Raw genomic sequence first — 23,859 nt, 5'->3', positions numbered from 1 at the left:
CATTTCCAGGCGCCTAATTTACTCGAAAGAGTAGTGAAACAGCCCGCTATTATATAGCGGGCTTTTTTACGTCTGCATTTTAACAAACCGGATCGCTGCGCTGCTAGGGTCGCTTCGCTGCTAGGGCGGACTGCGTCCTGCTAGAGCTTGCGTTATTCTACTACCGCTATATGGGGCAACATGTCTCGAAATTGGGCGAACAGCGTAGGTTTAATACCAATCCGCATTAGACTTTACCCATATTGGCCCAGTCTCGTGTGCACAAACTTTTTACCCTGTCCTTACACTGAATAAACGTATTCCAAGCGCGGCAACACTGTTCAACGATATCGTCATAACCTTCAAAACACCTATTTGCCAAACAATGCTGTCTTAGCCATTGCCATACCTGTTCAATGGGATTTAATTCCGGAGAATAGGGTGGTAATTTGAGGACCGATAAATTACTGAATTCTTTTGCTATATCATCCGTATGCCAACCTGCACCATCAATGATAACAAGTGCATACCTATCCGAATGAGTTGCTTCTGAAATTTGTTTTAAGTGTTGCCACATAGCCGCCCTATTAACAAATGGAGTGACCAAGGCTTCTGTTGCACCCGTCGCAGGGCAAACTGCACCAAAAAGATAAGCATATTCAAATTGTTGCTGCCTTACCGCTCTTGGCCTCGAGCCTTTTGCTGCCCATAGTCGCGTGGTGGTATTTTGTTGACCAAATCGAGCCTCATCTTGAAACCAAATATCGACGGTGTCTAAAGGAATATAGACAGGGATCGTTGCGATCGTTTTAGAAATGAGTTTTTTTAAAATCTTCTTGGGCTGCTAAGGATTGTTTTGGGTGCTTAGAGCGACTTGTTATCCAGCTTAGGCCAATATTTTTTAGTACCTTATATACATGGTTAATATGATAATGGATGCCAAACTGCTGCTCTATATGTGATTGAACGTCTAACTCCGTTAATCGTCCACCCTGTTCGGAGCGGCTAAACTCATCTATATATTGATAAAGAACCTGCTTTTGGTGTTCGTCGAGTTTATTAGCATTTGTCGAATTCATATTGGCTTTCAAGCCATCAATGCCAGTATTTAAGTAGTTTTTAACCCATTCATTGACACTGCGACGACTAACCTTTAATTGGCGAGCGACTTGAGCGCGATTGTGACATTCCAGAAAGCAAGAAACAGCCAATATGCGGATACGCATACGGGCGTCTTTTTCTGACCTTGATAGCTTAAAAAGCTCAACAGATGTGTAGTTTTTCACAGTATAAAATAATTTGAAAGTGGTGAGCATATTAGATCATAATTTAATGCGGATTGGTATAACTCGAAATATGTGTTTGAAATATGTGTTTTTAGTCGCTATTTTCGTAGATTTAACCAACTCATATCTCAATAGATCGACCAGAACTGATTTGTTTTGCAACTTGTGAGAATACTTTTATTTGCTCTATTAAATCAAATTTACCTTAAATAACCTGCTTTTTTAAACAGAAACAAACTAATTTAAAGTTATCTTCCCTGTTACAATAACCGCATTCTTTATAAAGTTGATTTTCTATGTCTATATCTTTGGCAGCGTTTAATACCTTTGCTCTTCAGCAGAATTGCACTTCACTTGTTGAAGTGACGAGCAAAGCTGAACTCATTGATATTTGTAATAAATTGTATAAACAACAGTTGCCTATGTTGGTGCTTGGCGGCGGCAGTAATTTGGTTTTTACTGAAGATTATGATGGCACTGTGGTAAAAGTCTCTACAAAAGGGATACAGTTTACTGCAGATGATGATTATCAATATATCACCATTCAAGCCGGCGAAAATTGGCATAACCTAGTTGAGTCCTGTTTGCAAAAACAGATTGATGGTTTAGAAAATATGGCTCTGATCCCTGGGACTGTAGGTGCGGCACCAATACAAAACATTGGTGCCTATGGTGTTGAATTTAATCGGTTCTGTTACGAGATAGAGTTTTTACAACTCGATACAGGACACTTGGTTCGTTTTAACAACCAACAATGTGATTTTGGATATCGTGAGTCTATTTTTAAAAAACAACTCAATAATGTAGCCGTAATTACCGAGGTCACACTGAAATTGGCTAAGCATTGGGTGCCTGTAATAGATTATGGGCCTTTGCAACACTTTGAGCCATCGACAGTCACAGCCAAGCAGATATTTGATTGCGTCTGCCACATTCGCCAATCAAAATTGCCAGATCCTAAGGTATTAGGCAATGTCGGTAGTTTTTTCAAAAACCCGCTAGTTTCAACTAAGGCTTATAATCAACTTAAACTTCGTTTTACTGACCTGGTCGCTTATCAACAAGTTGATGGTCAATATAAACTTGCTGCAGGTTGGTTAATCGATTACGTCGGTTTAAAAGGGGTTAATATCGGTGATGCTGCCGTTCATCAAGATCAAGCTTTGGTGTTGGTTAACCTCGGTCACGCTACTGGCAAACAAGTCTGTCAATTAGCGAAATACGTCATCCAGATGGTTTTTGACAAGTTTGCGGTCACATTACAACCCGAGCCTAGGATTATGGGTTCAGTTGGGGAGATAGAAATAAAATGAATGAACATTGGTCACGCAAGCGCCAAATATTAGCGTGTTTACACCATGATCGTTTTGTTTCGGGTGAGGTCATTGCGCAGTCTTTATCGCTTTCTCGTGCGGCAATTAATCAGCATATTGATGCATTGAAAGACTATGGTATTGAAATATATAGTGTAAAGGGCCGAGGCTATAAATTAGCAAAGCCACTGTCGTTGGTAAATGAGTCACATCTTGTTAATGGTGTTGATGGGCGCTGTTTTTATTTTGATGAAACAACAAGCACTAATGCTTTTATGCTTGGACATGCTGCTGAACTAAAATCCGGTGATATTTGTATTGCTGAATATCAATCTGCCGGCCGAGGAAGAAGAGGAAGACAGTGGTTATCCCCTTATGGTCACCATATTTATGCCTCTATGTTTTGGCGCTTAAATGGCGATATTAGCCAAGCAAGTGGTTTAAGCCTCGTTATTGGCTGTTCTATTGCTAAAACATTATCAAATTTTGGTGTCCAAGGATTGGGATTAAAGTGGCCAAATGATATTTACCTTGATCATAAGAAATTGGCAGGAATTTTAGTGGAAATCTCTCATTGCACAGACCAACAAACCGAACTAGTGCTTGGTTTTGGTATTAATATGAGTATGTCTGCTGAGCAAGGTGAGCTTATTGACCAGCCATGGAGTGACCTATCCAGTTTGATGAGTATGCCTGATAAAACCGAGCTATTGATTAAACTGCATAAAACCCTTAAGGCTGATCTGCAGTTATTCGAGCAGAAAGGGTTAGAGGTTTTTTTAGACCGCTGGAATGAATTTGATTTATTTGTTAATCGTGATGTTACCCTGTTAATGGCCCCTAATTCAGTTAGTGGTATTTACCGAGGTATTGATGAACAAGGGGCGTTAATACTTGAAACCGAACAAGGTGTTAAGCGCTATCTAGGTGGTGAAATTAGTCTTAGGTCAGCACTGTAGAGGGTAAACATGAGCCTAGTTATAGGCTCATATGTTATTATTTTCTCAATAAAACGCGGTCCATTAAGTGATTTGGTCCCTTTTGTAAAATGAGGTGGGCCCGCTCTCGCGTTGGCCGAATATTTAATGATAAATTCGGCCCATTAATAGTATCCCAAATGTTCGCGGCAATATCATTAGCTTCATCATCGGATAGAGATGAATAGTGATGAAAAAATGAGTTTGGATCACTAAATGCACCTTGCCTGAATTGTAAAAATCGTTGTTTGTACCAGTCTTTCAGTAATGATTCTTCAGCATCGACATAAATAGAAAAATCTACAAAATCTGAAACAAACGGCCTCCTTGTATCAACCGGGCTGTCTAAGCCTGTTTGCAGTACATTTAAGCCTTCTAAGATTAAAATGTCAGGCTGACATATGGATTGATGTTCATCGTAGCGTCTATCGTATGTCACATGCGAGTAAAGTGGGGCAATAACTTCTTCATTACCTGCTTTTACCGCAGAAATAAATTCCACTAACATTTTCATATCATAGCTTTCAGGAAAGCCTTTACGCTGTAATAATCCTTTGCGTTTAAGGTCTGCTAATGGATATAAAAAACCATCAGTGGTGACTAAATCAACTTTAGGATGCTCAGGCCAACGTTGCAATAACGCTTGTAATATTCGCGCTGTGGTACTCTTACCAACCGCAACGCTTCCTGCGATACTAATAATATACGGACCTGGAGATGCTCTCTGCTCGAGAAAATTATCAAGAACCAGTCCACGCTGTTGCTTAGAGCCGACAAATAAATTCAGTAAACGACTGAGGGGAAGGTAAATGTCAGTGACTTCGTCTAAAGACAGCTTTTCATTCATACCACGCAGGTTTTCTAATTCAGCCTGACTCAATGTGAGCGGCACCGATTTGCGTAATTCAGCCCAATGCTTGCGCTGAAAAGCAAAGTAGAGTGCATCTTGTATTGAGTTAATTGGGTTCATTACCATTCCTCTAGTTTGGTCAGGCACATTACACTATCGAATAAATGGCGACAATAGTTTGGTCTTCATTTGTATTAATCACTAATTACATTTGTCTGCAAATCACACTTTCTATACAAAATGAGTGCAAAAAAGCGTCATTTGAAACTTTTTTTAGGTTTTTTACCATTTAGCTATTGCACTCCGAGGCACATTTACCTAATATCCGAACCCGAAATGATGCGCCGGCATAGCTCAGTTGGTAGAGCAACTGACTTGTAATCAGTAGGTCCCGAGTTCGACTCTTGGTGCCGGCACCATTTTTCTGGAGGGGTTCCCGAGTGGCCAAAGGGATCAGACTGTAAATCTGACGGCTCAGCCTTCGAAGGTTCGAATCCTTCTCCCTCCACCATTTTCTAGGTAGTTAGGTAGCCTAAATAGGTTGCGCGGATGTCGTATAATGGTATTACTCCAGCCTTCCAAGCTGATAACGCGGGTTCGATTCCCGCCATCCGCTCCAAATTTGTTCGCTGATATGGCTCGGTTGGTAGAGCGCACCCTTGTTAAGGGTGAGGTCGGTAGTACGAATATGCCTACCAACACCAGCCTGTTATGAATAAGCTTCCTAACCCTAAATAATCGATTCGATGTCATTTTATGCATCGGATTTTTACTATATGTGTTTTCATCACCAAGATAGTTGGACTGAGGCAATACCATGGCAAAAGCTAAATTTGAACGTAACAAGCCCCATGTAAACGTGGGCACCATCGGTCACGTTGACCATGGTAAAACAACCTTAACAGCAGCAATTTCTGCCGTTTTGTCTAAGACATATGGTGGTGAAGCTCGTAACTTCGCTCAAATTGATAACGCTCCAGAAGAGCGTGAGCGCGGTATTACAATTAATACTTCTCACATCGAATATGACACACCATTACGTCACTACGCACACGTAGATTGTCCAGGTCACGCGGATTATGTTAAGAACATGATTACCGGTGCTGCACAGATGGACGGCGCAATCTTAGTAGTAGCTGCTACTGATGGCCCAATGCCACAAACACGTGAGCACATCTTGCTTTCTCGTCAAGTAGGTGTCCCTTTCATCATCGTATTCATGAACAAATGTGACATGGTAGATGACGAAGAATTACTAGAATTAGTAGAAATGGAAGTGCGTGAGCTTCTTTCAGAATACGACTTCCCAGGTGATGATTTACCAGTAATCCAAGGTTCAGCGCTTAAGGCACTAGAAGGCCAGCCAGAGTGGGAAGCTAAAATTCTTGAGCTTGCAGAAGCTTTAGATACTTATATTCCAGAGCCAGAGCGTGACATCGATAAGCCGTTCCTACTACCAATCGAAGACGTATTCTCGATTTCAGGTCGTGGAACAGTGGTAACCGGTCGTGTTGAACGTGGTATCGTTCGTATATCAGACGAAGTAGAAATTGTTGGTGTTAGACCAACAACTAAAACGACTTGTACTGGTGTAGAAATGTTCCGTAAGTTACTTGACGAAGGTCGTGCTGGCGAAAACTGTGGTGTGTTATTACGTGGAACTAAGCGTGATGATGTTGAACGTGGTCAAGTACTAGCTAAGCCTGGTTCAATTAACCCACACACAACGTTTGAGTCAGAAGTCTACGTGTTGTCCAAAGAAGAAGGCGGACGTCATACTCCATTCTTCAAAGGCTACCGTCCACAGTTCTTCTTCCGTACAACAGACGTAACAGGCACAATTGAGTTACCAGAAGGCGTAGAAATGGTTATGCCTGGTGATAACATCAAGATGGTAGTTACACTGATTTACCCAATCGCGATGGATGACGGTTTACGTTTTGCTATCCGTGAAGGTGGCCGTACAGTTGGTGCAGGTGTTGTAGCTAAAATTATCGCGTAATAGCGACTTTAGTGAACACTGAAAAAGGAAGCCTCGGCTTCCTTTTTTGTTTTTAGGGTGAAGTTGACAACAAAATTTGATTTTTTGATTGATTTTTTAACCATACCCTACCTGCATTGTTGCGAATAAAGCTGAATAAGAATACAATCTATGACCGATTTTGGACCCTGTGCTTATGCATTTTCTGGGAAAGTTCGGAAATGCGGATTTGGTAAATATGTTGTTTATCAAGCTAAGCTCAGGTCGTAGTGAGTAACGGAATTAACCGATGAAAACAAATATTGAAAACCAGAGTGATTCTTTGGATATCGTTAAGTGGGGCGTAGCAGCATTGCTAGTTGCTACTGCTGTTATAGGCAATCAATTTTATGCAGATGCTAATGTAGTGGCCCGTGTTGCTGGGGTCATTATTGCCTTTGCTATTGCAGGTGTCATTGCGCTGCAGACAAGCAAGGGTAAGCAGGCACAATCTTTTGCGCGTGAAGCACATATTGAAGTGCGTAAAGTTGTTTGGCCAACTCGCCAAGAGGCGCTAAACACTACTTTTATTGTACTTGCAGCTACTGCTGTAATGGCATTAATCCTTTGGGGATTAGATGCAATATTGTTACGAGTAGTCAATTTAATTACTGGCGTATAGGCATCTGAAAATGACTGAAGTTACAGAAGCGAAAAAAAGATGGTATGTGATCCAAGCTTTCTCGGGCTACGAAGGCCGTGTGCTTAAAACACTGCTCGAACATATCAGAATGCACAATATGGAAGAGTACTTCGGTGAGATCTTAGTTCCTACTGAAGAAGTTGTTGAAATGCGTGCCGGTCAACGTCGTAAAAGTGAACGTAAATTCTTCCCTGGTTATGTACTAGTCCAGATGGAAATGAATGATGATAGTTGGCACTTAGTCAAAAGTATTCCTCGTGTAATGGGCTTTATTGGTGGCACATCAGATCGCCCGTCACCGATTTCTGACAAAGAAGCTGACGCTATTCTTCAACGTCTTCAAGATACTGTTGAATCTCCAACTCATCGTATTATGTATGAACCTGGTGAAGTTGTTCGTGTGTGCGACGGTCCATTTGCAGACTTTAACGGTACTATTGAAGAAGTCGATTATGAAAAGAACCGTATTAAGGTTTCTGTGATGATTTTCGGTCGTTCAACACCAGTAGAATTAGATTTTCATCAGGTCGAAAAGAGCTGATTAAAATAAATACAAATAAATATTGTTTGCGAGTGTAGTTTTTTATATAATTCGCACCCGTTGTTTTCAGGGGAGCATATTGGCATGTCGCCAAAATGCGTTTGAACCCAAATTGAGGATATGTCGACATGGCAAAGAAAATTGAAGCTTATATTAAGCTACAAGTAGCAGCTGGCGCTGCAAACCCGTCTCCACCAGTTGGTCCTGCTTTAGGTCAAAAAGGTGTGAACATCATGGAATTTTGTAAAGCATTCAACGCTCGTACTGAAAAGTTCGAGAAAGGTATGCCGATCCCTGTTGTTATCACCGTTTATAGTGACCGTTCTTTTACTTTTGTAACTAAGACTCCACCTGCATCTTTCCTACTGCTTAAAGCACTAGGTCTGAAATCAGGTTCTGGCCGTCCTAATACTGATAAAGTAGGAACTATCAAGCGTAGCGCTGTTCAGGAAATTGCTGAATCTAAAGCCGCTGATATGACTGGTGCTGATATTGAAGCGATGACTCGCTCAATTGAAGGTACTGCACGTTCAATGGGTTTGGTAGTAGAGGATTAATATAATGGCAAAGCTAACTAAGCGCGGTCGCGTTATTCGCGAAAAAGTTGATGTAACAAAACAGTATGACATCAGCGAAGCTGTAATACTTTTAAAAGAATTAGCAACTGCTAAATTTGTTGAAAGTGTTGACGTTGCTGTTAACCTAGGTATCGATCCTCGTAAATCAGATCAAAACGTGCGTGGTGCTACTGTACTTCCACACGGTACTGGTCGTGACGTTCGTGTTGCTGTATTCACACAAGGTGCTAACGCTGAAGCGGCTAAAGCTGCTGGTGCAGAACTTGTGGGTATGGAAGATCTAGCTGCACAAGTTAAAGCTGGCGAAATGAACTTTGATGTTGTTATTGCCTCTCCAGATGCAATGCGCGTTGTTGGTATGTTAGGTCAAATTTTAGGCCCTCGTGGTTTAATGCCTAACCCTAAAACGGGTACAGTAACGCCAAATGTTGCTGAAGCCGTTAAGAATGCCAAAGCCGGTCAAGTTCGTTACAGAAACGACAAAAATGGTATTATCCATACAACTATCGGCAAAGTAACTTTTACTACCGAACAGTTGAAAGAAAACTTAGAATCGTTAGTGTCAGCACTGAAAAAGGCTAAGCCTGCAGTTGCTAAAGGCATTTACGTGAAAAAAATAAGCGTCTCTACCACTATGGGTGCAGGCGTTGCTATCGACCAGAGTTCTTTGGAAGAAGCGAAGTAATATACAAGGAGCGCGTATTAGTCTATAATACGCGCACTTTGTGGGTTGAAGCCGCTTTTATTCATTAATTTTCGAATTTTTGGATAATAGAGTCGGTTTCCGTCCAAGACCGCAGGTGTTAATCGTCAGATTGACTTAATTTCCAGCGTAGACGGTGTCAGGCCCCAGCTAAATTTTTTTACTGGAAATCTGCACCGTAAGTAATTAAACACATAGGTGTTTAATTTGGTAAATACTAGGGAATTCCCTAGGTAGAATCCAGGAGTAAAGCCAATGGCATTAAGACTCGAAGACAAAAAGGCAATTGTTGCTGAAGTCAACGAAGCTGCCAAAGGTGCACTTTCTGCAGTTGTTGCCGATTCACGCGGCGTGACTGTAGGTGCTATGACCGGTCTGCGTAAAGCTGCTCGCGAAAATGGTGTGTTTGTACGTGTAGTACGTAACACTCTTGCTCGTCGTGCAGTTGAAGGTACAGCTTTTGAGTGCCTAGCAGATACGTTCACCGGCCCAACTTTGATAGCTTTCTCTAATGTGCACCCAGGTGCAGCAGCGCGTCTTTTAAAAGACTTCGCTAAGGGACAAGCAAAATTTGAAGTTAAAGGTGCAGCTTTCGAAGGGATGTTTATCCCTGCAGCTGATATTGATCGTTTAGCGAAACTACCAACATACGAAGAAGCACTAGCTCAGTTGATGATGACTATGAAAGAAGCATCTGCTGGCAAATTCGTTCGTACATTGGCCGCCCTTCGCGATCAAAAACAAGACGCCGCTTAATTTTAAGCAGGCAGCTTAATAAAATTGAATTCAGAACAATAGGAAATATTTCTAATGTCTATCACTAAAGACCAAATCTTAGAAGCTTTCGCAGCAATGTCTGTAATGGAAGTTGTTGAACTAATCGAAGCTATGGAAGAGAAATTCGGCGTTTCTGCTGCAGCTGCAGTAGTTTCAGGCGGCGGCGAAGCTGCTGTTGTTGAAGAGCAAACAGAATTTGATGTAGTTCTTACATCATTTGGCGAAAACAAAGTATCAGTTATTAAAGCGCTTCGTAGCGCTACAGGTTTAGGCCTGAAAGAAGCTAAGACTATGGCTGAATCTTCTCCAATCGCAGTTAAAGAAGCTGTGTCTAAAGAAGAAGCTGCAACACTTAAAGCTAGTTTAGAAGCTGCTGGTGCATCTGTTGAAGTTAAGTAAGCTATAATTTAGCTTGCATCACCCAAGTAATTGGGTGAAGGCTGGCGGTTTTTTAACCGTCGGCCTTTTTTGCGCTTTATGCGCAGGCGATTTTTTTTCACCGTTTATCGCCAGTTTTAGCAGTCCCTAGCAGAGATTACTGGTTAGGTTCTTGCCATCAACGGTGATGGGCAAACGTGCTGATTTAATTATATTATTTCAGTCTTGGTCACATCTCGTAAGCAGAGGAAACCCATGGTTTACTCCTATTCTGAAAAGAAGCGTATTCGCAAAGACTTTGGTAAGCGTCCAAAAGTTTTGGACATTCCTTATTTATTGTCTATCCAGTTAGACTCTTTTAAGAAATTCACCGATCAGGACCCTACGGGTGAGCGTGGCTTTGAAGCCGCATTCCGTAGCGTTTTTCCTATCAAGAGCTTCTCTGGCTATTCTGAGCTTCAATATGTCAGCTACAAGCTAGGTGCGCCAGTTTTTGATGTGAAAGAATGTCAGATCCGCGGTGTTACTTATTCAGCCCCACTTCGCGTGAAATTACGCATGGTGTTGTTTGACCGTGAAGCTGCTGCTGGTACTGTTAAAGACATTAAAGAGCAAGAAGTCTACATGGGTGATATCCCCATGATGACTGATAACGGTACTTTCGTTATTAACGGTACTGAGCGTGTAATTGTGTCTCAGTTACACCGTTCTCCAGGTGTGTTCTTTGATCATGACCGTGGTAAAACCCACTCTTCTGGTAAGGTGCTGTATAACGCACGTATTATTCCTTACCGTGGTTCATGGCTTGACTTTGAATTTGATCCTAAAGATGCTCTATTCGTTCGTATTGACCGTCGTCGTAAATTACCGGCGACTATTATTTTACGTGCGCTTGAATATTCAACTCAAGATATCCTCGATTTATTCTTCGAGCGTATTGAGTTTAAGATTAAAAAAGACTCATTAGTAATGGCACTTGTGCCTGACCGTCTTCGTGGTGAAACTGCAGGCTATGACATTAAAGATGCTGAAGGCTCTTTACTCGTTGAAGCTGGCCGTCGCATTACTGCGCGTCATATTAAGCAACTTGAAAAAACCAACACTACTGAGCTAGAAGTACCAGTAGATTATATTGTTGGTAAATATGCTGCTCAAGACTACATCGATGAAGATACCGGTGAAGTGTTAGTGACAGCAAACAGCGAGATTAGCTTAGAAAATTTAGCTAACTTATCACTTGCTGGAATCAAGAATATTGATACTTTATTTATCAATGACCTTGATCATGGTGCTTATATTGCCGACACATTACGCATTGATTCAACAACTAACCGTTTAGAAGCGTTAGTTGAAATCTACCGTATGATGCGTCCTGGCGAGCCACCAACCAAAGATGCAGCTGAAGGTTTATTCCAAAATCTATTCTTCAGTGAAGAACGTTATGACTTATCTAAAGTAGGTCGTATGAAGTTCAACCGTCGTCTTGAGATTGCTGAAGACGAAGGTCGTGGCGTGCTGTCTAAAGAAGACATCGTTTGCGTTATGAAGAAAATCATCGAAATCCGTAACGGTAATGATGAAGTCGACGATATTGACCACTTAGGTAACCGTCGTATTCGTAGCGTGGGTGAGATGGCTGAAAACCAGTTCCGTGTTGGTTTAGTCCGTGTTGAGCGTGCTGTTCGTGAACGTCTATCTTTAGGCGATTTAAACGAGCTTATGCCACAAGACTTAATTAATGCGAAGCCAATTTCTGCGGCAGTGAAAGAATTCTTCGGTTCTTCACAGTTGTCACAGTTTATGGATCAAAACAACCCGTTGTCAGAAGTCACGCATAAGCGTCGTATTTCTGCGCTTGGTCCTGGTGGTTTGACTCGTGAACGTGCTGGTTTTGAAGTTCGTGACGTACATCCAACTCACTACGGTCGTTTATGTCCAATTGAGACCCCTGAAGGTCCAAACATTGGTCTAATCAACTCGTTAGCAAGTTTTGCGCGCACTAACTCTTACGGCTTTTTAGAAACACCTTATCGCAAAGTGATTGATGGTGTGATTACTGATGAAGTTGAATACTTATCAGCAATCGAAGAAGGCCGATATGTCATTGCTCAGGCTAACATCGAAATTGATGCTGATAACCGCATGGTTGAAGAGCAAATTGCTTGTCGTCACAAAGGTGAGTCAACCTTTATGCGTGCAGCAGATGTTCAGTATATGGACGTATCTCCACAACAGATTATTTCTGTTGCGGCATCATTAATTCCGTTCTTAGAACACGATGATGCTAACCGCGCATTGATGGGTGCAAACATGCAACGTCAAGCAGTACCTACTTTACGTGCTGATAAGCCGTTAGTCGGAACGGGTATTGAACGTACTCTTGCTGTTGACTCTGGTGTGGTTGTTGCTGCTAAACGTGGCGGTGTGGTTGATTATGTTGATGCTAGCCGTATCGTAGTTAAAGTGAATGAAGATGAGCTACACGCAGGTGAAGCGGGTATCGACATTTACAATCTAACTAAATATACCCGTTCAAACCAAAACACTTGTATCAACCAACGTCCTTGTTGTTCAGTTGGTGAGCCAGTGGTTCGTGGTGATGTATTGGCTGATGGTCCATCTACCGATTTAGGTGATTTGGCGCTTGGTCAGAACATGCGCATCGCATTTATGCCTTGGAACGGTTATAACTTCGAAGATTCGATCTTAATTTCTGAGCGCGTTGCGCAAGAAGATCGTTTCACCACTATCCATATTCAAGAGCTTTCTTGTATTGCTCGTGATACTAAATTGGGTAGCGAAGAAATCACTGCTGATATTCCAAACGTTGGGGAATCTGCTTTATCTAAATTAGATGAATCAGGTATCGTCTATATTGGTGCAGAAGTGAAGGGTGGCGACATTCTTGTGGGTAAAGTGACACCTAAGGGTGAAACACAGTTAACGCCAGAAGAGAAACTACTCCGAGCTATTTTTGGTGAAAAAGCTTCTGACGTTAAGGACAGCTCATTACGTGTTCCTAACTCAGTCAAAGGCACCATCATCGACGTACAGGTATTTACCCGTGACGGCGTTGAGAAAGACAAGCGCGCGCTTGAAATTGAAGATATGCACGTTCGCCAAGCTCGTAAAGACTTAGGTGAAGAGTTCAAGATCCTTGAAGAAGGTGTATTGGGCCGTGCTCGTAACTTGTTACTGTCTGTCGGTTACTCTGAGGCTAAGTTAGCTGAGATCCCACGTAAAGACGTATTAATTCAAGTTATCGACGATGAAACCAAACAAACTGAATTAGAGCAGTTAGCTGAACAGCACGAAGAGCTAAGAGCTGACTTTGATAAGACATTTGAAATCAAGCGTCGTAAGATCACCCAAGGTGATGACTTGGCTCCTGGCGTACTGAAGATTGTTAAGGTTTACCTTGCAGTTAAACGTACTATCCAGCCTGGTGACAAGATGGCGGGTCGTCATGGTAACAAAGGTGTTATCTCGAAGATTTGTCCTGTTGAAGACATGCCATACGATGAAGAAGGTAATCCTGTAGACATCGTACTTAACCCACTGGGCGTACCATCGCGTATGAACATTGGTCAGGTACTGGAAGTCCACATGGGCGCAGCAGCGAAGGGTATCGGTAATAAAATTACCGCTATGCTTGAAGAGCAGCGCGAAATTGCTGAACTTCGTGGTTACATCAAGCAGGTATATGAGTTAGGTGATGACGTGCTTCAGCGCGTTGATATCGATTCGTTCACTGATGATGAAGTGGTGCGCTTGGCGACCAACCTTAAAGGTGGTATTCCAATTGCTACACCAGCATTCGACGGTGCTAAAGAGAAAGAGATCAAGCAAATGCTTGCTCTTGCAGGCTTACCAGAGTCTGGCCAGTTGACATTATGTGACGGCCGTACCGGTAACGAATTTGAGCGTAAAGTAACCGTTGGTTACATGTATATGCTTAAATTGAACCACTTGGTTGATGATAAGATGCACGCTCGTTCTACGGGTTCGTACAGCTTAGTTACACAACAACCATTGGGCGGTAAAGCTCAATTTGGTGGTCAGCGTTTCGGTGAGATGGAAGTGTGGGCACTAGAAGCATACGGTGCTGCCTATACTCTACAAGAAATGCTAACAGTTAAGTCAGATGACGTTAACGGTCGTACTCAGATGTATAAAAACATCGTCGACGGTAACCATCAGATGCAACCGGGCATGCCTGAGTCTTTCAACGTATTGTTGAAGGAAATTCGTTCACTTGGTATTAATATCGAGTTGGACCAAGAGTAAGCATCGCACTTAAGCAATGTTTGGTAACCAAGGGTGCTTTGCATCAGCAAAGCACCTGGTTTAACTCCTTCAGGAGAGAAACGTGAAAGACTTATTAAAGTTTCTTAAGCAGCAAAGTAAGACTGAAGAATTTAACGGTATTAAAATTGGTTTGGCCTCGCCAGATCTAATCCGTTCTTGGTCTTTTGGTGAAGTAAAGAAGCCAGAAACCATTAACTACCGTACATTCAAGCCTGAACGCGAAGGTTTGTTCTGTGCGCGTATCTTTGGTCCAGTTAAAGATTACGAATGTTTGTGTGGTAAATACAAGCGTTTGAAGCATCGTGGTGTGATTTGTGAAAAGTGTGGCGTAGAAGTTACCCAGACTAAAGTGCGTCGTGAGCGCATGGGTCACATAGATCTGGCTAGTCCAGTTGCCCACATTTGGTTCTTAAAATCACTTCCGTCACGTATCGGCTTAATGCTGGACATGACGTTGCGTGATATTGAACGCGTACTGTATTTCGAATCATTTGTGGTGATCGAGCCGGGCATGACCACGCTTGAGCGCGGCCAAATGCTAACCGAAGAAACATATCTTGATGCGTTAGAAGAATACGGTGATGAGTTTGAAGCTAAGATGGGTGCCGAAGCAGTTCTTGAATTGCTACGTGCTATCAACTTAGAAGAACAGATCGAGCAAATGCGTGAAGAGTTGCCTTCAATCAACTCAGAAACCCGTCGCAAGAAGGTCACTAAGCGCCTTAAACTGATGGAAGCATTTTTCACATCTGGTAACAAACCAGAGTGGATGATCTTAAAAGTATTACCGGTTCTTCCACCTGATCTACGTCCATTAGTGCCGTTAGATGGTGGTCGTTTCGCGACATCAGATCTGAACGATCTATATCGTCGTGTTATCAACCGTAACAACCGCTTAAAGCGTCTGTTAGATTTAGCTGCGCCTGACATTATCGTACGTAATGAAAAACGTATGTTACAAGAGTCAGTTGATGCGCTATTAGATAACGGTCGTCGCGGTCGTGCTATTACCGGTTCTAACAAGCGTCCGCTTAAATCTCTTGCTGATATGATCAAGGGTAAGCAAGGTCGTTTCCGTCAGAACTTACTCGGTAAGCGTGTTGACTATTCAGGCCGTTCGGTAATTACCGTAGGTCCTACTTTACGTCTGCATCAGTGTGGTCTTCCTAAGAAGATGGCGCTTGAACTATTCAAGCCATTCATCTACGGCAAGTTAGAAGGTCGTGGTTTAGCGACTACTATTAAAGCTGCTAAGAAAATGGTTGAACGCGAACAGGCTGAAGTATGGGATGTGTTAGACGAAGTGATTCGTGAACATCCAGTCATGCTTAACCGTGCACCTACACTTCACAGACTGGGTATTCAAGCATTTGAACCTGTACTGATTGAAGGTAAAGCAATTCAATTGCATCCGTTAGTTTGTGCGGCATACAACGCCGACTTCGACGGTGACCAAATGGCGGTTCACGTACCATTAACGCTTGAAGCTCAGTTAGAAGCTCGTGCGCTAATGATGTCAACCAACAACATTTTGTCACCTGCTAACGGTGAGCCAGTAATTACTCCGTCTCAGGACGTTGTATTAGGTTTGTACTACACCAGTCGTGAGCGTGTTAACGGTCGCGGTGAAGGCATGGCTTTTTCTGATGTGTCTGAAGTAGAGAAAGCTTACGCTACTGGCGTTGCTGAATTACATGCTCGCGTTAAAGTGCGTATTACCGAAACGCATATTGCAGAAGATGGCGAAAGAACTAAAGCAACTCGTATCATTGATACAACTGTTGGTCGTGCTCTTTTATCATTAATTTTGCCTGAAGGCTTATCGTATGATTTGGTTAACCAAAACATGGGTAAGAAGCAGATCTCTAAGTTGTTGAACACCTGTTATCGTCAATTAGGCCTTAAAGATACCGTTATCTTTGCTGACCAATTGATGTATACCGGTTTCCGTTTTGCGACCATTTCTGGTGCCTCTGTTGGTATCGATGACATGGTTATTCCAGACGAGAAATACACCTTAGTAGCAGACGCTGAAGCTGAAGTGCTTGAAATTCAAGAGCAGTTCCAATCAGGTCTTGTTACCGCCGGTGAGCGTTACAACAAAGTAATTGATATCTGGGCAAGCGCTAACGAAAAAGTCTCGAAAGCGATGATGGAAAACCTGTCAATTGAGACAGTGATTAACCGTGATGGTGTTCCAGAGCAACAAGCATCGTTTAACAGTATCTATATGATGGCTGACTCGGGCGCTCGTGGTAGTGCGGCTCAGATCCGTCAGTTAGCCGGTATGCGTGGTCTGATGGCTAAGCCAGATGGCTCAATCATCGAAACCCCAATTGTGGCTAACTTCCGTGAAGGTCTTAACGTACTACAGTACTTTATTTCTACTCACGGTGCGCGTAAAGGTCTTGCCGATACCGCATTGAAGACGGCGAACTCGGGTTACTTAACCCGTCGTTTAGTAGACGTTGCACAAGACTTAGTCGTTATTGAAGATGACTGTGGTATTGAACGTGGTCTAACAATGAAACCGCTTATTGAAGGTGGTGATGTTGTTGAACCATTACGCGAACGTGTTCTAGGTCGCGTGGTTGCTCTTGACGTAATGAAGCCTGGTACAGAAGAAGTGCTTGCTCCACGCAACACACTCCTTGATGAAGCATGGTGTAATACGTTAGAAGAACACAGTATCGATGAAGTTATTGTACGTTCAGTTATTACCTGTGATACAGACTTCGGTGTGTGTGCAGCGTGTTACGGACGTGACTTGGCTCGTGGTCATATTATTAACCACGGTGAAGCGATTGGTGTTGTAGCTGCGCAGTCAATTGGTGAACCTGGTACTCAGTTAACCATGCGTACGTTCCACATCGGTGGTGCGGCATCTCGAGCTTCTGCAGAAAACAACGTTCAAGTTAAGAACGCGGGTTCTCTGAAGTTACACAATGCTAAGCATGTTTCTAACATCGACGGTAAGCTCGTTATCGTATCTCGTTCTTCTGAATTAGCCATCATCGATGAGCTAGGTCGTGAGAAAGAGCGTTATAAAGTGCCTTACGGTACCGTATTAGAGAAATTGGAAGACAGTGAAGTTGCCGCTGGCGAAATTATCGCTAACTGGGATCCACATACTCACCCAATTATTTCTGAAGTGGCTGGTAGTGTTAAATTCGTTGATATGATTGACGGTGTCACCATGACACGTCAGACAGATGAATTAACCGGTTTATCTTCTGTCGTGGTGCTCGATGTCGGTGCGCGTACTTCAGCAGGTAAAGAATTACGTCCAGCAATTCGCTTAGTTGATGCAAACGGTAATGACTTAACGATCCCTGGTACAGAAGTACCAGCTCAATACTTCTTACCGGGTAACGCGATTGTGTCGAAAGACGATAACGCGAACATCAACGTTGGTGACCCATTAGCACGTATTCCACAAGAATCGTCTAAAACCCGTGATATCACCGGTGGTCTTCCACGTGTTGCTGACTTATTCGAAGCGCGTAAACCAAAAGAGCCTGCCATTCTTGCAGAAATCTCTGGTACGATCTCGTTCGGTAAGGAAACTAAGGGTAAACGTCGTCTAGTGATCACTCCAGCAGATGGTAGTGAACATTATGAAGAAATGATCCCTAAGTGGCGTAACTTAAACGTGTTCGAAGGTGAAAAAGTCGAACGTGGTGAAGTTATTGCAGACGGTCCAGAAGCGGCACATGACATCTTGCGTCTTCGTGGTATTCACAACGTAGCTAACTACATTGTGAACGAAGTACAGGACGTTTACCGTCTACAGGGCGTTAAGATCAACGATAAGCACATCGAAGTGATCATTCGTCAAATGCTGCGTAAGTGTTTAATCTCTTCAGCAGGCGATAGTGATTTCCTAGCGGGCGAACAAGCAGAAGTATCACGCGTGAAGATTGCTAACCGTGAGCTAGTCGCTCAAGGTAAAGCACCTGCAACGTTTGAGCGTGAATTACTCGGTATTACCAAAGCTTCTTTGGCGACTGAATCATTCATCTCTGCAGCCTCGTTCCAGGAAACCACTCGTGTGTTAACTGAAGCGGCCGTTGGTGGCAAGAGCGATCCATTACGTGGTCTGAAAGAAAACGTAATTGTTGGTCGTTTGATCCCAGCCGGTACTGGTTATGCTTATCACAAAACCCGTAACGAAGAACGTGCTAAAGTATTAAGTTCTCGTGGCAAAGTGGAAGCTACAACAGTAACCGCAAGCGAAGCTGAACAGAACCTAGCAGACCTACTAAACTTGGCTGGTAGCCAAGATTAAGTTAATGGTTTGTTAAAAAAGGCGCCATTGGCGCCTTTTTTATCGGAATATGCACGAAAAGTTGGCTATTTCTTGACAGGCAGCCATTACCTTTCTAAAATTCCGCGTCCCACCATTGTGGGATATAGATTTTTCACACCTTATTGTTGAGTTTAAATCAACTGTCGGAGCTATACATGGCAACTGTTAACCAGTTGGTACGTAAGCCACGCGCGCCAAAAGTCGAAAAGACTAATGTGCCTGCGTTGAACGCGTGCCCACAAAAACGTGGTGTTTGTACTCGTGTGTACACTACAACACCTAAAAAACCTAACTCTGCACTACGTAAAGTAGCTCGTGTGCGTCTAACTAACGGTTTCGAAGTCACTTCGTATATCGGTGGTGAAGGCCATAACTTGCAAGAACACAGTGTAATCCTAATCCGTGGTGGTCGTGTTAAAGACTTACCTGGTGTGCGTTACCACACTGTTCGTGGCGCATTAGACTGTGCTGGCGTGACTTCACGTCGCCAAGGCCGTTCTAAGTACGGTGCTAAGCGACCTAAGTCTTAACGTATTCCGTTTAAGTAAGGCCAAGCTAATATTTATTTGACATTCCAGTTTTGGAAATACCTGAAGCATACGGAGAATTAATATGCCAAGACGTCGCGTTGTAGGACAACGTAAAATCCTACCAGATCCAAAGTTTCACAGTGAGTTGTTGGCTAAGTTCATCAACGTCATTATGAAGGACGGCAAAAAGTCGACTTCAGAAAAAATTATTTACAAGGCATTAGATGTTGTCGCTGAAAAGAAAGGCGAAAATCATTTAAGTATCCTTGAAGCAGCTCTTGATAACGTTCGCCCATCAGTCGAAGTTAAATCTCGTCGTGTTGGTGGTTCTACTTATCAAGTACCATGTGAAGTTCGTCCAGTGCGTCGTAACGCACTAGCGATGCGCTGGTTAGTTGAAGCTGCTCGCAAACGTGGTGAAAAATCTATGGCTTTACGTCTAGCAGGTGAAATGCTAGATGCGTCTGACAACAAAGGTACTGCGGTTAAGAAGCGTGAAGACGTGCATCGCATGGCTGAAGCTAACAAAGCATTTGCCCATTACCGTTGGTAATATGATGGAGCGGACTTCGGTCCGCTCCATATTGTTGATATTGCTAAAACCAAAAGTTTTAGCTGAGAGGGTATAATAGTGGCTCGTACAACCCCAATTGAGCGTTATCGTAATATCGGTATTGTTGCTCATGTGGATGCAGGTAAAACTACCACAACAGAACGTGTTCTGTTCTATACCGGTATGTCTCATAAAATCGGTGAGGTGCATGACGGCGCCGCTACGACAGATTGGATGGTACAAGAGCAAGAGCGTGGTATTACTATCACATCTGCTGCAGTAACAACATTTTGGCGTGGCATGGATGCTCAATTCGCTGAACACCGTATTAATATCATCGATACCCCAGGTCACGTAGACTTTACAATTGAAGTCGAGCGTTCATTACGTGTTCTCGATGGTGCTGTAGTAGTATTTTGCGGCTCGTCAGGCGTTGAACCACAATCTGAAACTGTATGGCGTCAAGCAGATAAATACCACGTTCCACGTCTGGTGTTTGTTAACAAGATGGACCGTGCAGGTGCTGATTTTGACCGTGTAATAAATCAAATTCGTAACCGCCTTGGTGCGACTTGTGTACCAATACAATTAAACATTGGTGTAGAAGAGAACTTCAAGGGTGTTATTGATTTAATTAAGATGAAAGCCATTAACTGGTCTGAAACAGATCAGGGGCTGACATTTACTTATGAAGTCATTCCTGCAAATCTAGCGGCAAAAGCTGCAGAAATGCATGAGTATCTCGTGGAAGCAGCAGCTGAAGCCTCTGATGAACTGATGAACAAATACCTTGAAGAGGGTGAGTTATCAGAAGTAGAGATCAAAACAGCGTTGCGTCAGCGCACAATTAACAATGAGATCGTGTTAGCCACTTGCGGTTCTGCATTTAAGAACAAAGGTGTGCAAGCGGTACTCGATGCGGTAGTTGACTTTTTACCTGCACCTATTGATGTTCCTGCAATTACAGGCATTGATGAAAGCGAAAAAGAAGTCAAACGCCTACCAGATGACAATGCCCCTTTTGCGGCTTTAGCATTTAAAATTGCGACTGATCCATTTGTTGGTACACTGACCTTTATCCGCGTGTATTCAGGTGTACTTGAATCAGGTGCTGGTGTTTATAATTCTGTTAAGCAGAAACGTGAGCGAGTAGGTCGAATTGTGCAAATGCACGCTAATGACCGAACAGAACTGAAAGAAGTACGTGCTGGCGATATAGCGGCTGCTATCGGTTTTAAAGATGTAACAACCGGTGATACCCTTTGCGATAACAATCACAGAGTGATTCTTGAGCGCATGGAGTTCCCTGAACCCGTAATTACCATTGCCGTTGAGCCTCGTTCAAAAGCTGACCAAGATAAAATGGGGATTGCGCTGCAAAAACTAGCAGCAGAAGACCCGTCTTTCAAAGTTGAAACTGATGAAGAGTCGGCACAAACACTAATATCTGGTATGGGCGAATTGCATCTAGACATCATCGTTGACCGTATGCGTCGCGAATTTGGTGTAGAGTGTAACGTAGGTAAACCACAGGTTGCCTACCGTGAAACAATTCGTTCTAAAGTAGAAGTGGAAGGTAAATTCGTACGTCAATCAGGCGGACGTGGCCAATATGGCCATGTTTGGTTAAGAATTGAACCACTCGAAGAGGGTGCGGGCTACGAATTTGTTAACGAAGTTGTAGGTGGTGTAGTTCCTCGAGAATTCATTCCTGCCGTTGACAAAGGTATTCAAGAACAGATGAAGAATGGCGTATTAGCCGGCTACCCTGTACTTGATGTGAGAGTCAGTTTGTTTGATGGTTCATATCATGATGTGGACTCGAACGAAATGGCGTTCAAAATTGCAGGCTCTATGGGCTTCAAAAAGGGCGCGCTAGAAGCAACCCCTGTGTTGCTCGAACCTTGTATGAAAGTAGAAGTGACTACACCTGGAGATTATATGGGCGATGTTGTGGGTGATTTAAACCGCCGTCGTGGCATAATTGAAGGTATGGACGATGGCATCGCAGGTGTTAAACTTGTTCATGCAGTAGTGCCTCTATCTGAAATGTTTGGTTATGCGACTGATTTGCGCTCTGCATCTCAGGGTCGCGCTTCATACTCTATGGAGTTCTTGAAGTACGCAGATGCACCGCAAAACATTGCAAAAGCGATTATAGAATCTCGTAACTAATATTGGTTACGGCATCAATGTTATATTGCTCGAATTAATCGAGCACTTCTGAAAAGAAAGGAATATATCGTGGCAAAAGCTAAATTTGAACGTAATAAGCCTCACGTAAACGTGGGCACCATTGGTCACGTTGACCATGGTAAAACAACCTTAACAGCAGCAATTTCTGCCGTTTTGTCTAAGACATATGGTGGTGAAGCTCGTAACTTCGCTCAAATTGATAACGCTCCAGAAGAGCGTGAGCGCGGTATTACAATTAATACTTCTCACATCGAATATGACACACCATTACGTCACTACGCACACGTAGATTGTCCAGGTCACGCGGATTATGTTAAGAACATGATTACCGGTGCTGCACAGATGGACGGCGCAATCTTAGTAGTAGCTGCTACTGATGGCCCAATGCCACAAACACGTGAGCACATCTTGCTTTCTCGTCAAGTAGGTGTCCCTTTCATCATCGTATTCATGAACAAATGTGACATGGTAGATGACGAAGAATTACTAGAATTAGTAGAAATGGAAGTGCGTGAGCTTCTTTCAGAATACGACTTCCCAGGTGATGATTTACCAGTAATCCAAGGTTCAGCGCTTAAGGCACTAGAAGGCCAGCCAGAGTGGGAAGCTAAAATTCTTGAGCTTGCAGAAGCTTTAGATACTTATATTCCAGAGCCAGAGCGTGACATCGATAAGCCGTTCCTACTACCAATCGAAGACGTATTCTCGATTTCAGGTCGTGGAACAGTGGTAACCGGTCGTGTTGAACGTGGTATCGTTCGTATATCAGACGAAGTAGAAATTGTTGGTGTTAGACCAACAACTAAAACGACTTGTACTGGTGTAGAAATGTTCCGTAAGTTACTTGACGAAGGTCGTGCTGGCGAAAACTGTGGTGTGTTATTACGTGGAACTAAGCGTGATGATGTTGAACGTGGTCAAGTACTAGCTAAGCCTGGTTCAATTAACCCACACACAACGTTTGAGTCAGAAGTCTACGTGTTGTCCAAAGAAGAAGGCGGACGTCATACTCCATTCTTCAAAGGCTACCGTCCACAGTTCTTCTTCCGTACAACAGACGTAACAGGCACAATTGAGTTACCAGAAGGCGTAGAAATGGTTATGCCTGGTGATAACATCAAGATGGTAGTTACACTGATTTACCCAATCGCGATGGATGACGGTTTACGTTTTGCTATCCGTGAAGGTGGCCGTACAGTTGGTGCAGGTGTTGTAGCTAAAATTATCGCGTAATAGCGACTTTAGTGAACACTGAAAAAGGAAGCCTCGGCTTCCTTTTTTATTTTTAGAAACTGACAATCATTGGTGGTATTGACCCAGGATGTGTAGTGAATACTCAGCAATTGATTGTAAAACAACTTTCTGAAGACTATTTACACAATGGGCTTGATCTCCGATAAAAGTTCTGTATACTTGCCCCCTCGCTGACTAGTGCAGCGTAAATTATAATGACTAACCAGTATGGTTAATCATTTTCACAGCGACTCCGATTGGGAGTCGAACGGTTAAATCATCTCGCTCTGCTTTTCCATTAGGAAGAAGCTAGAGGGTGATTTTTTATATGTCCATTTTAGGAGCTCTGGTCAATGCAGAACCAAAGAATCCGTATCCGCTTGAAAGGCTTTGATCATCGTTTAATTGATCAGTCTACAGCGGAAATCGTTGAAACTGCTAAGCGTACAGGCGCGCAGGTACGTGGACCTATTCCACTACCTACTCGCAAAGAGCGTTATACCGTTTTGATCTCTCCGCACGTTAATAAAGATGCTCGTGATCAGTACGAAATTCGTACCCACAAGCGTTTAGTTGACATCGTAGAGCCAACAGAAAAGACTGTAGACGCATTAATGCGTTTAGATCTTGCGGCTGGTGTCGACGTTCAGATTAGCTTAGGTTAATTGAGATCCTTAGAAGAGGT

The 23,859-nt window shown here is 43.0% G+C and carries 18 protein-coding genes and 4 tRNA genes; 20 read left to right on the top strand and 2 right to left on the bottom strand.

All coding sequences use genetic code 11. From position 1 onward, the window contains the following. Positions 1 to 226: 226 nt before the first annotated feature. A protein-coding gene (locus tag AAEZ00_RS16680) for an IS630 family transposase (RefSeq protein WP_233768647.1) occupies positions 227 to 1,205 on the bottom strand; the annotation gives its coding sequence in 2 pieces (ribosomal slippage) (positions 227 to 794 and positions 793 to 1,205; 981 coding nt in all). Between the two features lie 356 nt (positions 1,206 to 1,561). Here AAEZ00_RS16680 and murB point away from each other — a divergent pair. Then, complete coding sequence (gene murB, locus AAEZ00_RS16675) at positions 1,562 to 2,578, top strand: UDP-N-acetylmuramate dehydrogenase (protein WP_124013986.1); 1,017 nt, start codon at positions 1,562 to 1,564, stop codon at positions 2,576 to 2,578. Next, positions 2,575 to 3,537 carry a bifunctional biotin--[acetyl-CoA-carboxylase] ligase/biotin operon repressor BirA gene (birA, locus tag AAEZ00_RS16670; RefSeq protein ID WP_124013987.1) on the top strand — a complete coding sequence of 321 codons (963 nt, stop codon included), beginning with the start codon at positions 2,575 to 2,577 and terminating at the stop codon, positions 3,535 to 3,537. The genes murB and birA overlap by 4 nt, the downstream gene beginning before the upstream one ends. Before the next feature lie 37 nt (positions 3,538 to 3,574). Here the strand turns inward: birA and coaA are convergent, their stop codons facing one another. Then, entirely contained in the window at positions 3,575 to 4,525 is a 951-nt protein-coding gene (gene coaA, locus AAEZ00_RS16665) for a type I pantothenate kinase (RefSeq protein WP_124013988.1), read from the bottom strand. 223 nt (positions 4,526 to 4,748) lie between these two features. On the opposite strand from coaA, the gene AAEZ00_RS16660 reads away from it, so the two are divergent. From AAEZ00_RS16660 to rpsJ, 18 genes are all read left to right on the top strand, one after another. Continuing rightward, positions 4,749 to 4,824: transfer RNA gene (locus AAEZ00_RS16660), tRNA-Thr, on the top strand. 7 nt (positions 4,825 to 4,831) lie between these two features. Further along, positions 4,832 to 4,916 (top strand) — tRNA-Tyr (locus AAEZ00_RS16655). Between the two features lie 34 nt (positions 4,917 to 4,950). Next, a tRNA-Gly gene (locus tag AAEZ00_RS16650) sits at positions 4,951 to 5,024 on the top strand. 9 nt (positions 5,025 to 5,033) lie between these two features. After that, positions 5,034 to 5,109 (top strand) — tRNA-Asn (locus tag AAEZ00_RS16645). A gap of 113 nt (positions 5,110 to 5,222) precedes the next feature. Then, the gene (tuf, locus tag AAEZ00_RS16640; RefSeq protein ID WP_101033683.1) at positions 5,223 to 6,407 is read left to right on the top strand and encodes an elongation factor Tu; all 1,185 of its coding nucleotides are present in this window, start codon (positions 5,223 to 5,225) and stop codon (positions 6,405 to 6,407) included. Between the two features lie 268 nt (positions 6,408 to 6,675). Then, a complete protein-coding gene (gene secE / locus AAEZ00_RS16635; RefSeq protein ID WP_101033685.1) occupies positions 6,676 to 7,047 on the top strand; it encodes a preprotein translocase subunit SecE in 372 nt (123 codons plus the stop codon). Between the two features lie 10 nt (positions 7,048 to 7,057). Next, positions 7,058 to 7,609: a transcription termination/antitermination protein NusG gene (gene nusG / locus AAEZ00_RS16630; protein WP_101033687.1), complete on the top strand. Its 552-nt coding sequence runs from the start codon at positions 7,058 to 7,060 to the stop codon at positions 7,607 to 7,609. A 128-nt stretch (positions 7,610 to 7,737) separates the two neighbouring features. Continuing rightward, the gene (gene rplK / locus AAEZ00_RS16625; RefSeq protein WP_124013989.1) at positions 7,738 to 8,166 is read left to right on the top strand and encodes a 50S ribosomal protein L11; all 429 of its coding nucleotides are present in this window, start codon (positions 7,738 to 7,740) and stop codon (positions 8,164 to 8,166) included. 4 nt (positions 8,167 to 8,170) lie between these two features. Then, positions 8,171 to 8,872, top strand: a complete 702-nt coding sequence (rplA, locus tag AAEZ00_RS16620; protein WP_101033691.1) for a 50S ribosomal protein L1 — start codon at positions 8,171 to 8,173, stop codon at positions 8,870 to 8,872. Positions 8,873 to 9,145: 273 nt separating this feature from the next. Next, complete coding sequence (gene rplJ, locus AAEZ00_RS16615) at positions 9,146 to 9,646, top strand: 50S ribosomal protein L10 (RefSeq protein ID WP_101033693.1); 501 nt, start codon at positions 9,146 to 9,148, stop codon at positions 9,644 to 9,646. A 54-nt stretch (positions 9,647 to 9,700) separates the two neighbouring features. Continuing rightward, positions 9,701 to 10,066 carry a 50S ribosomal protein L7/L12 gene (gene rplL / locus AAEZ00_RS16610; RefSeq protein ID WP_101033695.1) on the top strand — a complete coding sequence of 122 codons (366 nt, stop codon included), beginning with the start codon at positions 9,701 to 9,703 and terminating at the stop codon, positions 10,064 to 10,066. 234 nt (positions 10,067 to 10,300) lie between these two features. Further along, a complete protein-coding gene (gene rpoB, locus AAEZ00_RS16605; RefSeq protein ID WP_101033697.1) occupies positions 10,301 to 14,332 on the top strand; it encodes a DNA-directed RNA polymerase subunit beta in 4,032 nt (1,343 codons plus the stop codon). Between the two features lie 82 nt (positions 14,333 to 14,414). Then, entirely contained in the window at positions 14,415 to 18,641 is a 4,227-nt protein-coding gene (rpoC, locus tag AAEZ00_RS16600) for a DNA-directed RNA polymerase subunit beta' (RefSeq protein WP_124013990.1), read from the top strand. A gap of 176 nt (positions 18,642 to 18,817) precedes the next feature. After that, entirely contained in the window at positions 18,818 to 19,192 is a 375-nt protein-coding gene (gene rpsL, locus AAEZ00_RS16595; protein WP_101033703.1) for a 30S ribosomal protein S12, read from the top strand. 82 nt (positions 19,193 to 19,274) lie between these two features. Then, the gene (gene rpsG / locus AAEZ00_RS16590; protein WP_101033705.1) at positions 19,275 to 19,745 is read left to right on the top strand and encodes a 30S ribosomal protein S7; all 471 of its coding nucleotides are present in this window, start codon (positions 19,275 to 19,277) and stop codon (positions 19,743 to 19,745) included. 78 nt (positions 19,746 to 19,823) lie between these two features. Continuing rightward, entirely contained in the window at positions 19,824 to 21,920 is a 2,097-nt protein-coding gene (gene fusA, locus AAEZ00_RS16585) for an elongation factor G (protein WP_101033707.1), read from the top strand. A 69-nt stretch (positions 21,921 to 21,989) separates the two neighbouring features. Next, positions 21,990 to 23,174, top strand: coding sequence for an elongation factor Tu (gene tuf, locus AAEZ00_RS16580; RefSeq protein WP_101033683.1), 1,185 nt, complete (start codon positions 21,990 to 21,992; stop codon positions 23,172 to 23,174). Positions 23,175 to 23,527: 353 nt separating this feature from the next. Further along, a complete protein-coding gene (gene rpsJ, locus AAEZ00_RS16575) occupies positions 23,528 to 23,839 on the top strand; it encodes a 30S ribosomal protein S10 (protein ID WP_011635639.1) in 312 nt (103 codons plus the stop codon). The last annotated feature ends 20 nt before the right edge of the window (positions 23,840 to 23,859 follow it).

This window comes from Shewanella sp. S1-49-MNA-CIBAN-0167 (assembly GCF_040310145.1).
GTDB lineage: Bacteria > Pseudomonadota > Gammaproteobacteria > Enterobacterales > Shewanellaceae > Shewanella > Shewanella psychromarinicola.
Note: the sequence above shows the minus strand (reverse complement) of the source record. Positions and strands in the feature narration are given on the sequence as shown.

Coding starts and splice junctions, on each gene's coding strand:
- murB (WP_124013986.1), top strand. CDS start 1,562: ATGTCTATATCTTTGGCAGCGTTTAATACCTTTGCTCTTCAGCAGAAT.
- birA (WP_124013987.1), top strand. CDS start 2,575: ATGAATGAACATTGGTCACGCAAGCGCCAAATATTAGCGTGTTTACAC.
- coaA (WP_124013988.1), bottom strand. CDS start 4,525: ATGAACCCAATTAACTCAATACAAGATGCACTCTACTTTGCTTTTCAG.
- tuf (WP_101033683.1), top strand. CDS start 5,223: ATGGCAAAAGCTAAATTTGAACGTAACAAGCCCCATGTAAACGTGGGC.
- secE (WP_101033685.1), top strand. CDS start 6,676: ATGAAAACAAATATTGAAAACCAGAGTGATTCTTTGGATATCGTTAAG.
- nusG (WP_101033687.1), top strand. CDS start 7,058: ATGACTGAAGTTACAGAAGCGAAAAAAAGATGGTATGTGATCCAAGCT.
- rplK (WP_124013989.1), top strand. CDS start 7,738: ATGGCAAAGAAAATTGAAGCTTATATTAAGCTACAAGTAGCAGCTGGC.
- rplA (WP_101033691.1), top strand. CDS start 8,171: ATGGCAAAGCTAACTAAGCGCGGTCGCGTTATTCGCGAAAAAGTTGAT.
- rplJ (WP_101033693.1), top strand. CDS start 9,146: ATGGCATTAAGACTCGAAGACAAAAAGGCAATTGTTGCTGAAGTCAAC.
- rplL (WP_101033695.1), top strand. CDS start 9,701: ATGTCTATCACTAAAGACCAAATCTTAGAAGCTTTCGCAGCAATGTCT.
- rpoB (WP_101033697.1), top strand. CDS start 10,301: ATGGTTTACTCCTATTCTGAAAAGAAGCGTATTCGCAAAGACTTTGGT.
- rpsL (WP_101033703.1), top strand. CDS start 18,818: ATGGCAACTGTTAACCAGTTGGTACGTAAGCCACGCGCGCCAAAAGTC.
- rpsG (WP_101033705.1), top strand. CDS start 19,275: ATGCCAAGACGTCGCGTTGTAGGACAACGTAAAATCCTACCAGATCCA.
- rpsJ (WP_011635639.1), top strand. CDS start 23,528: ATGCAGAACCAAAGAATCCGTATCCGCTTGAAAGGCTTTGATCATCGT.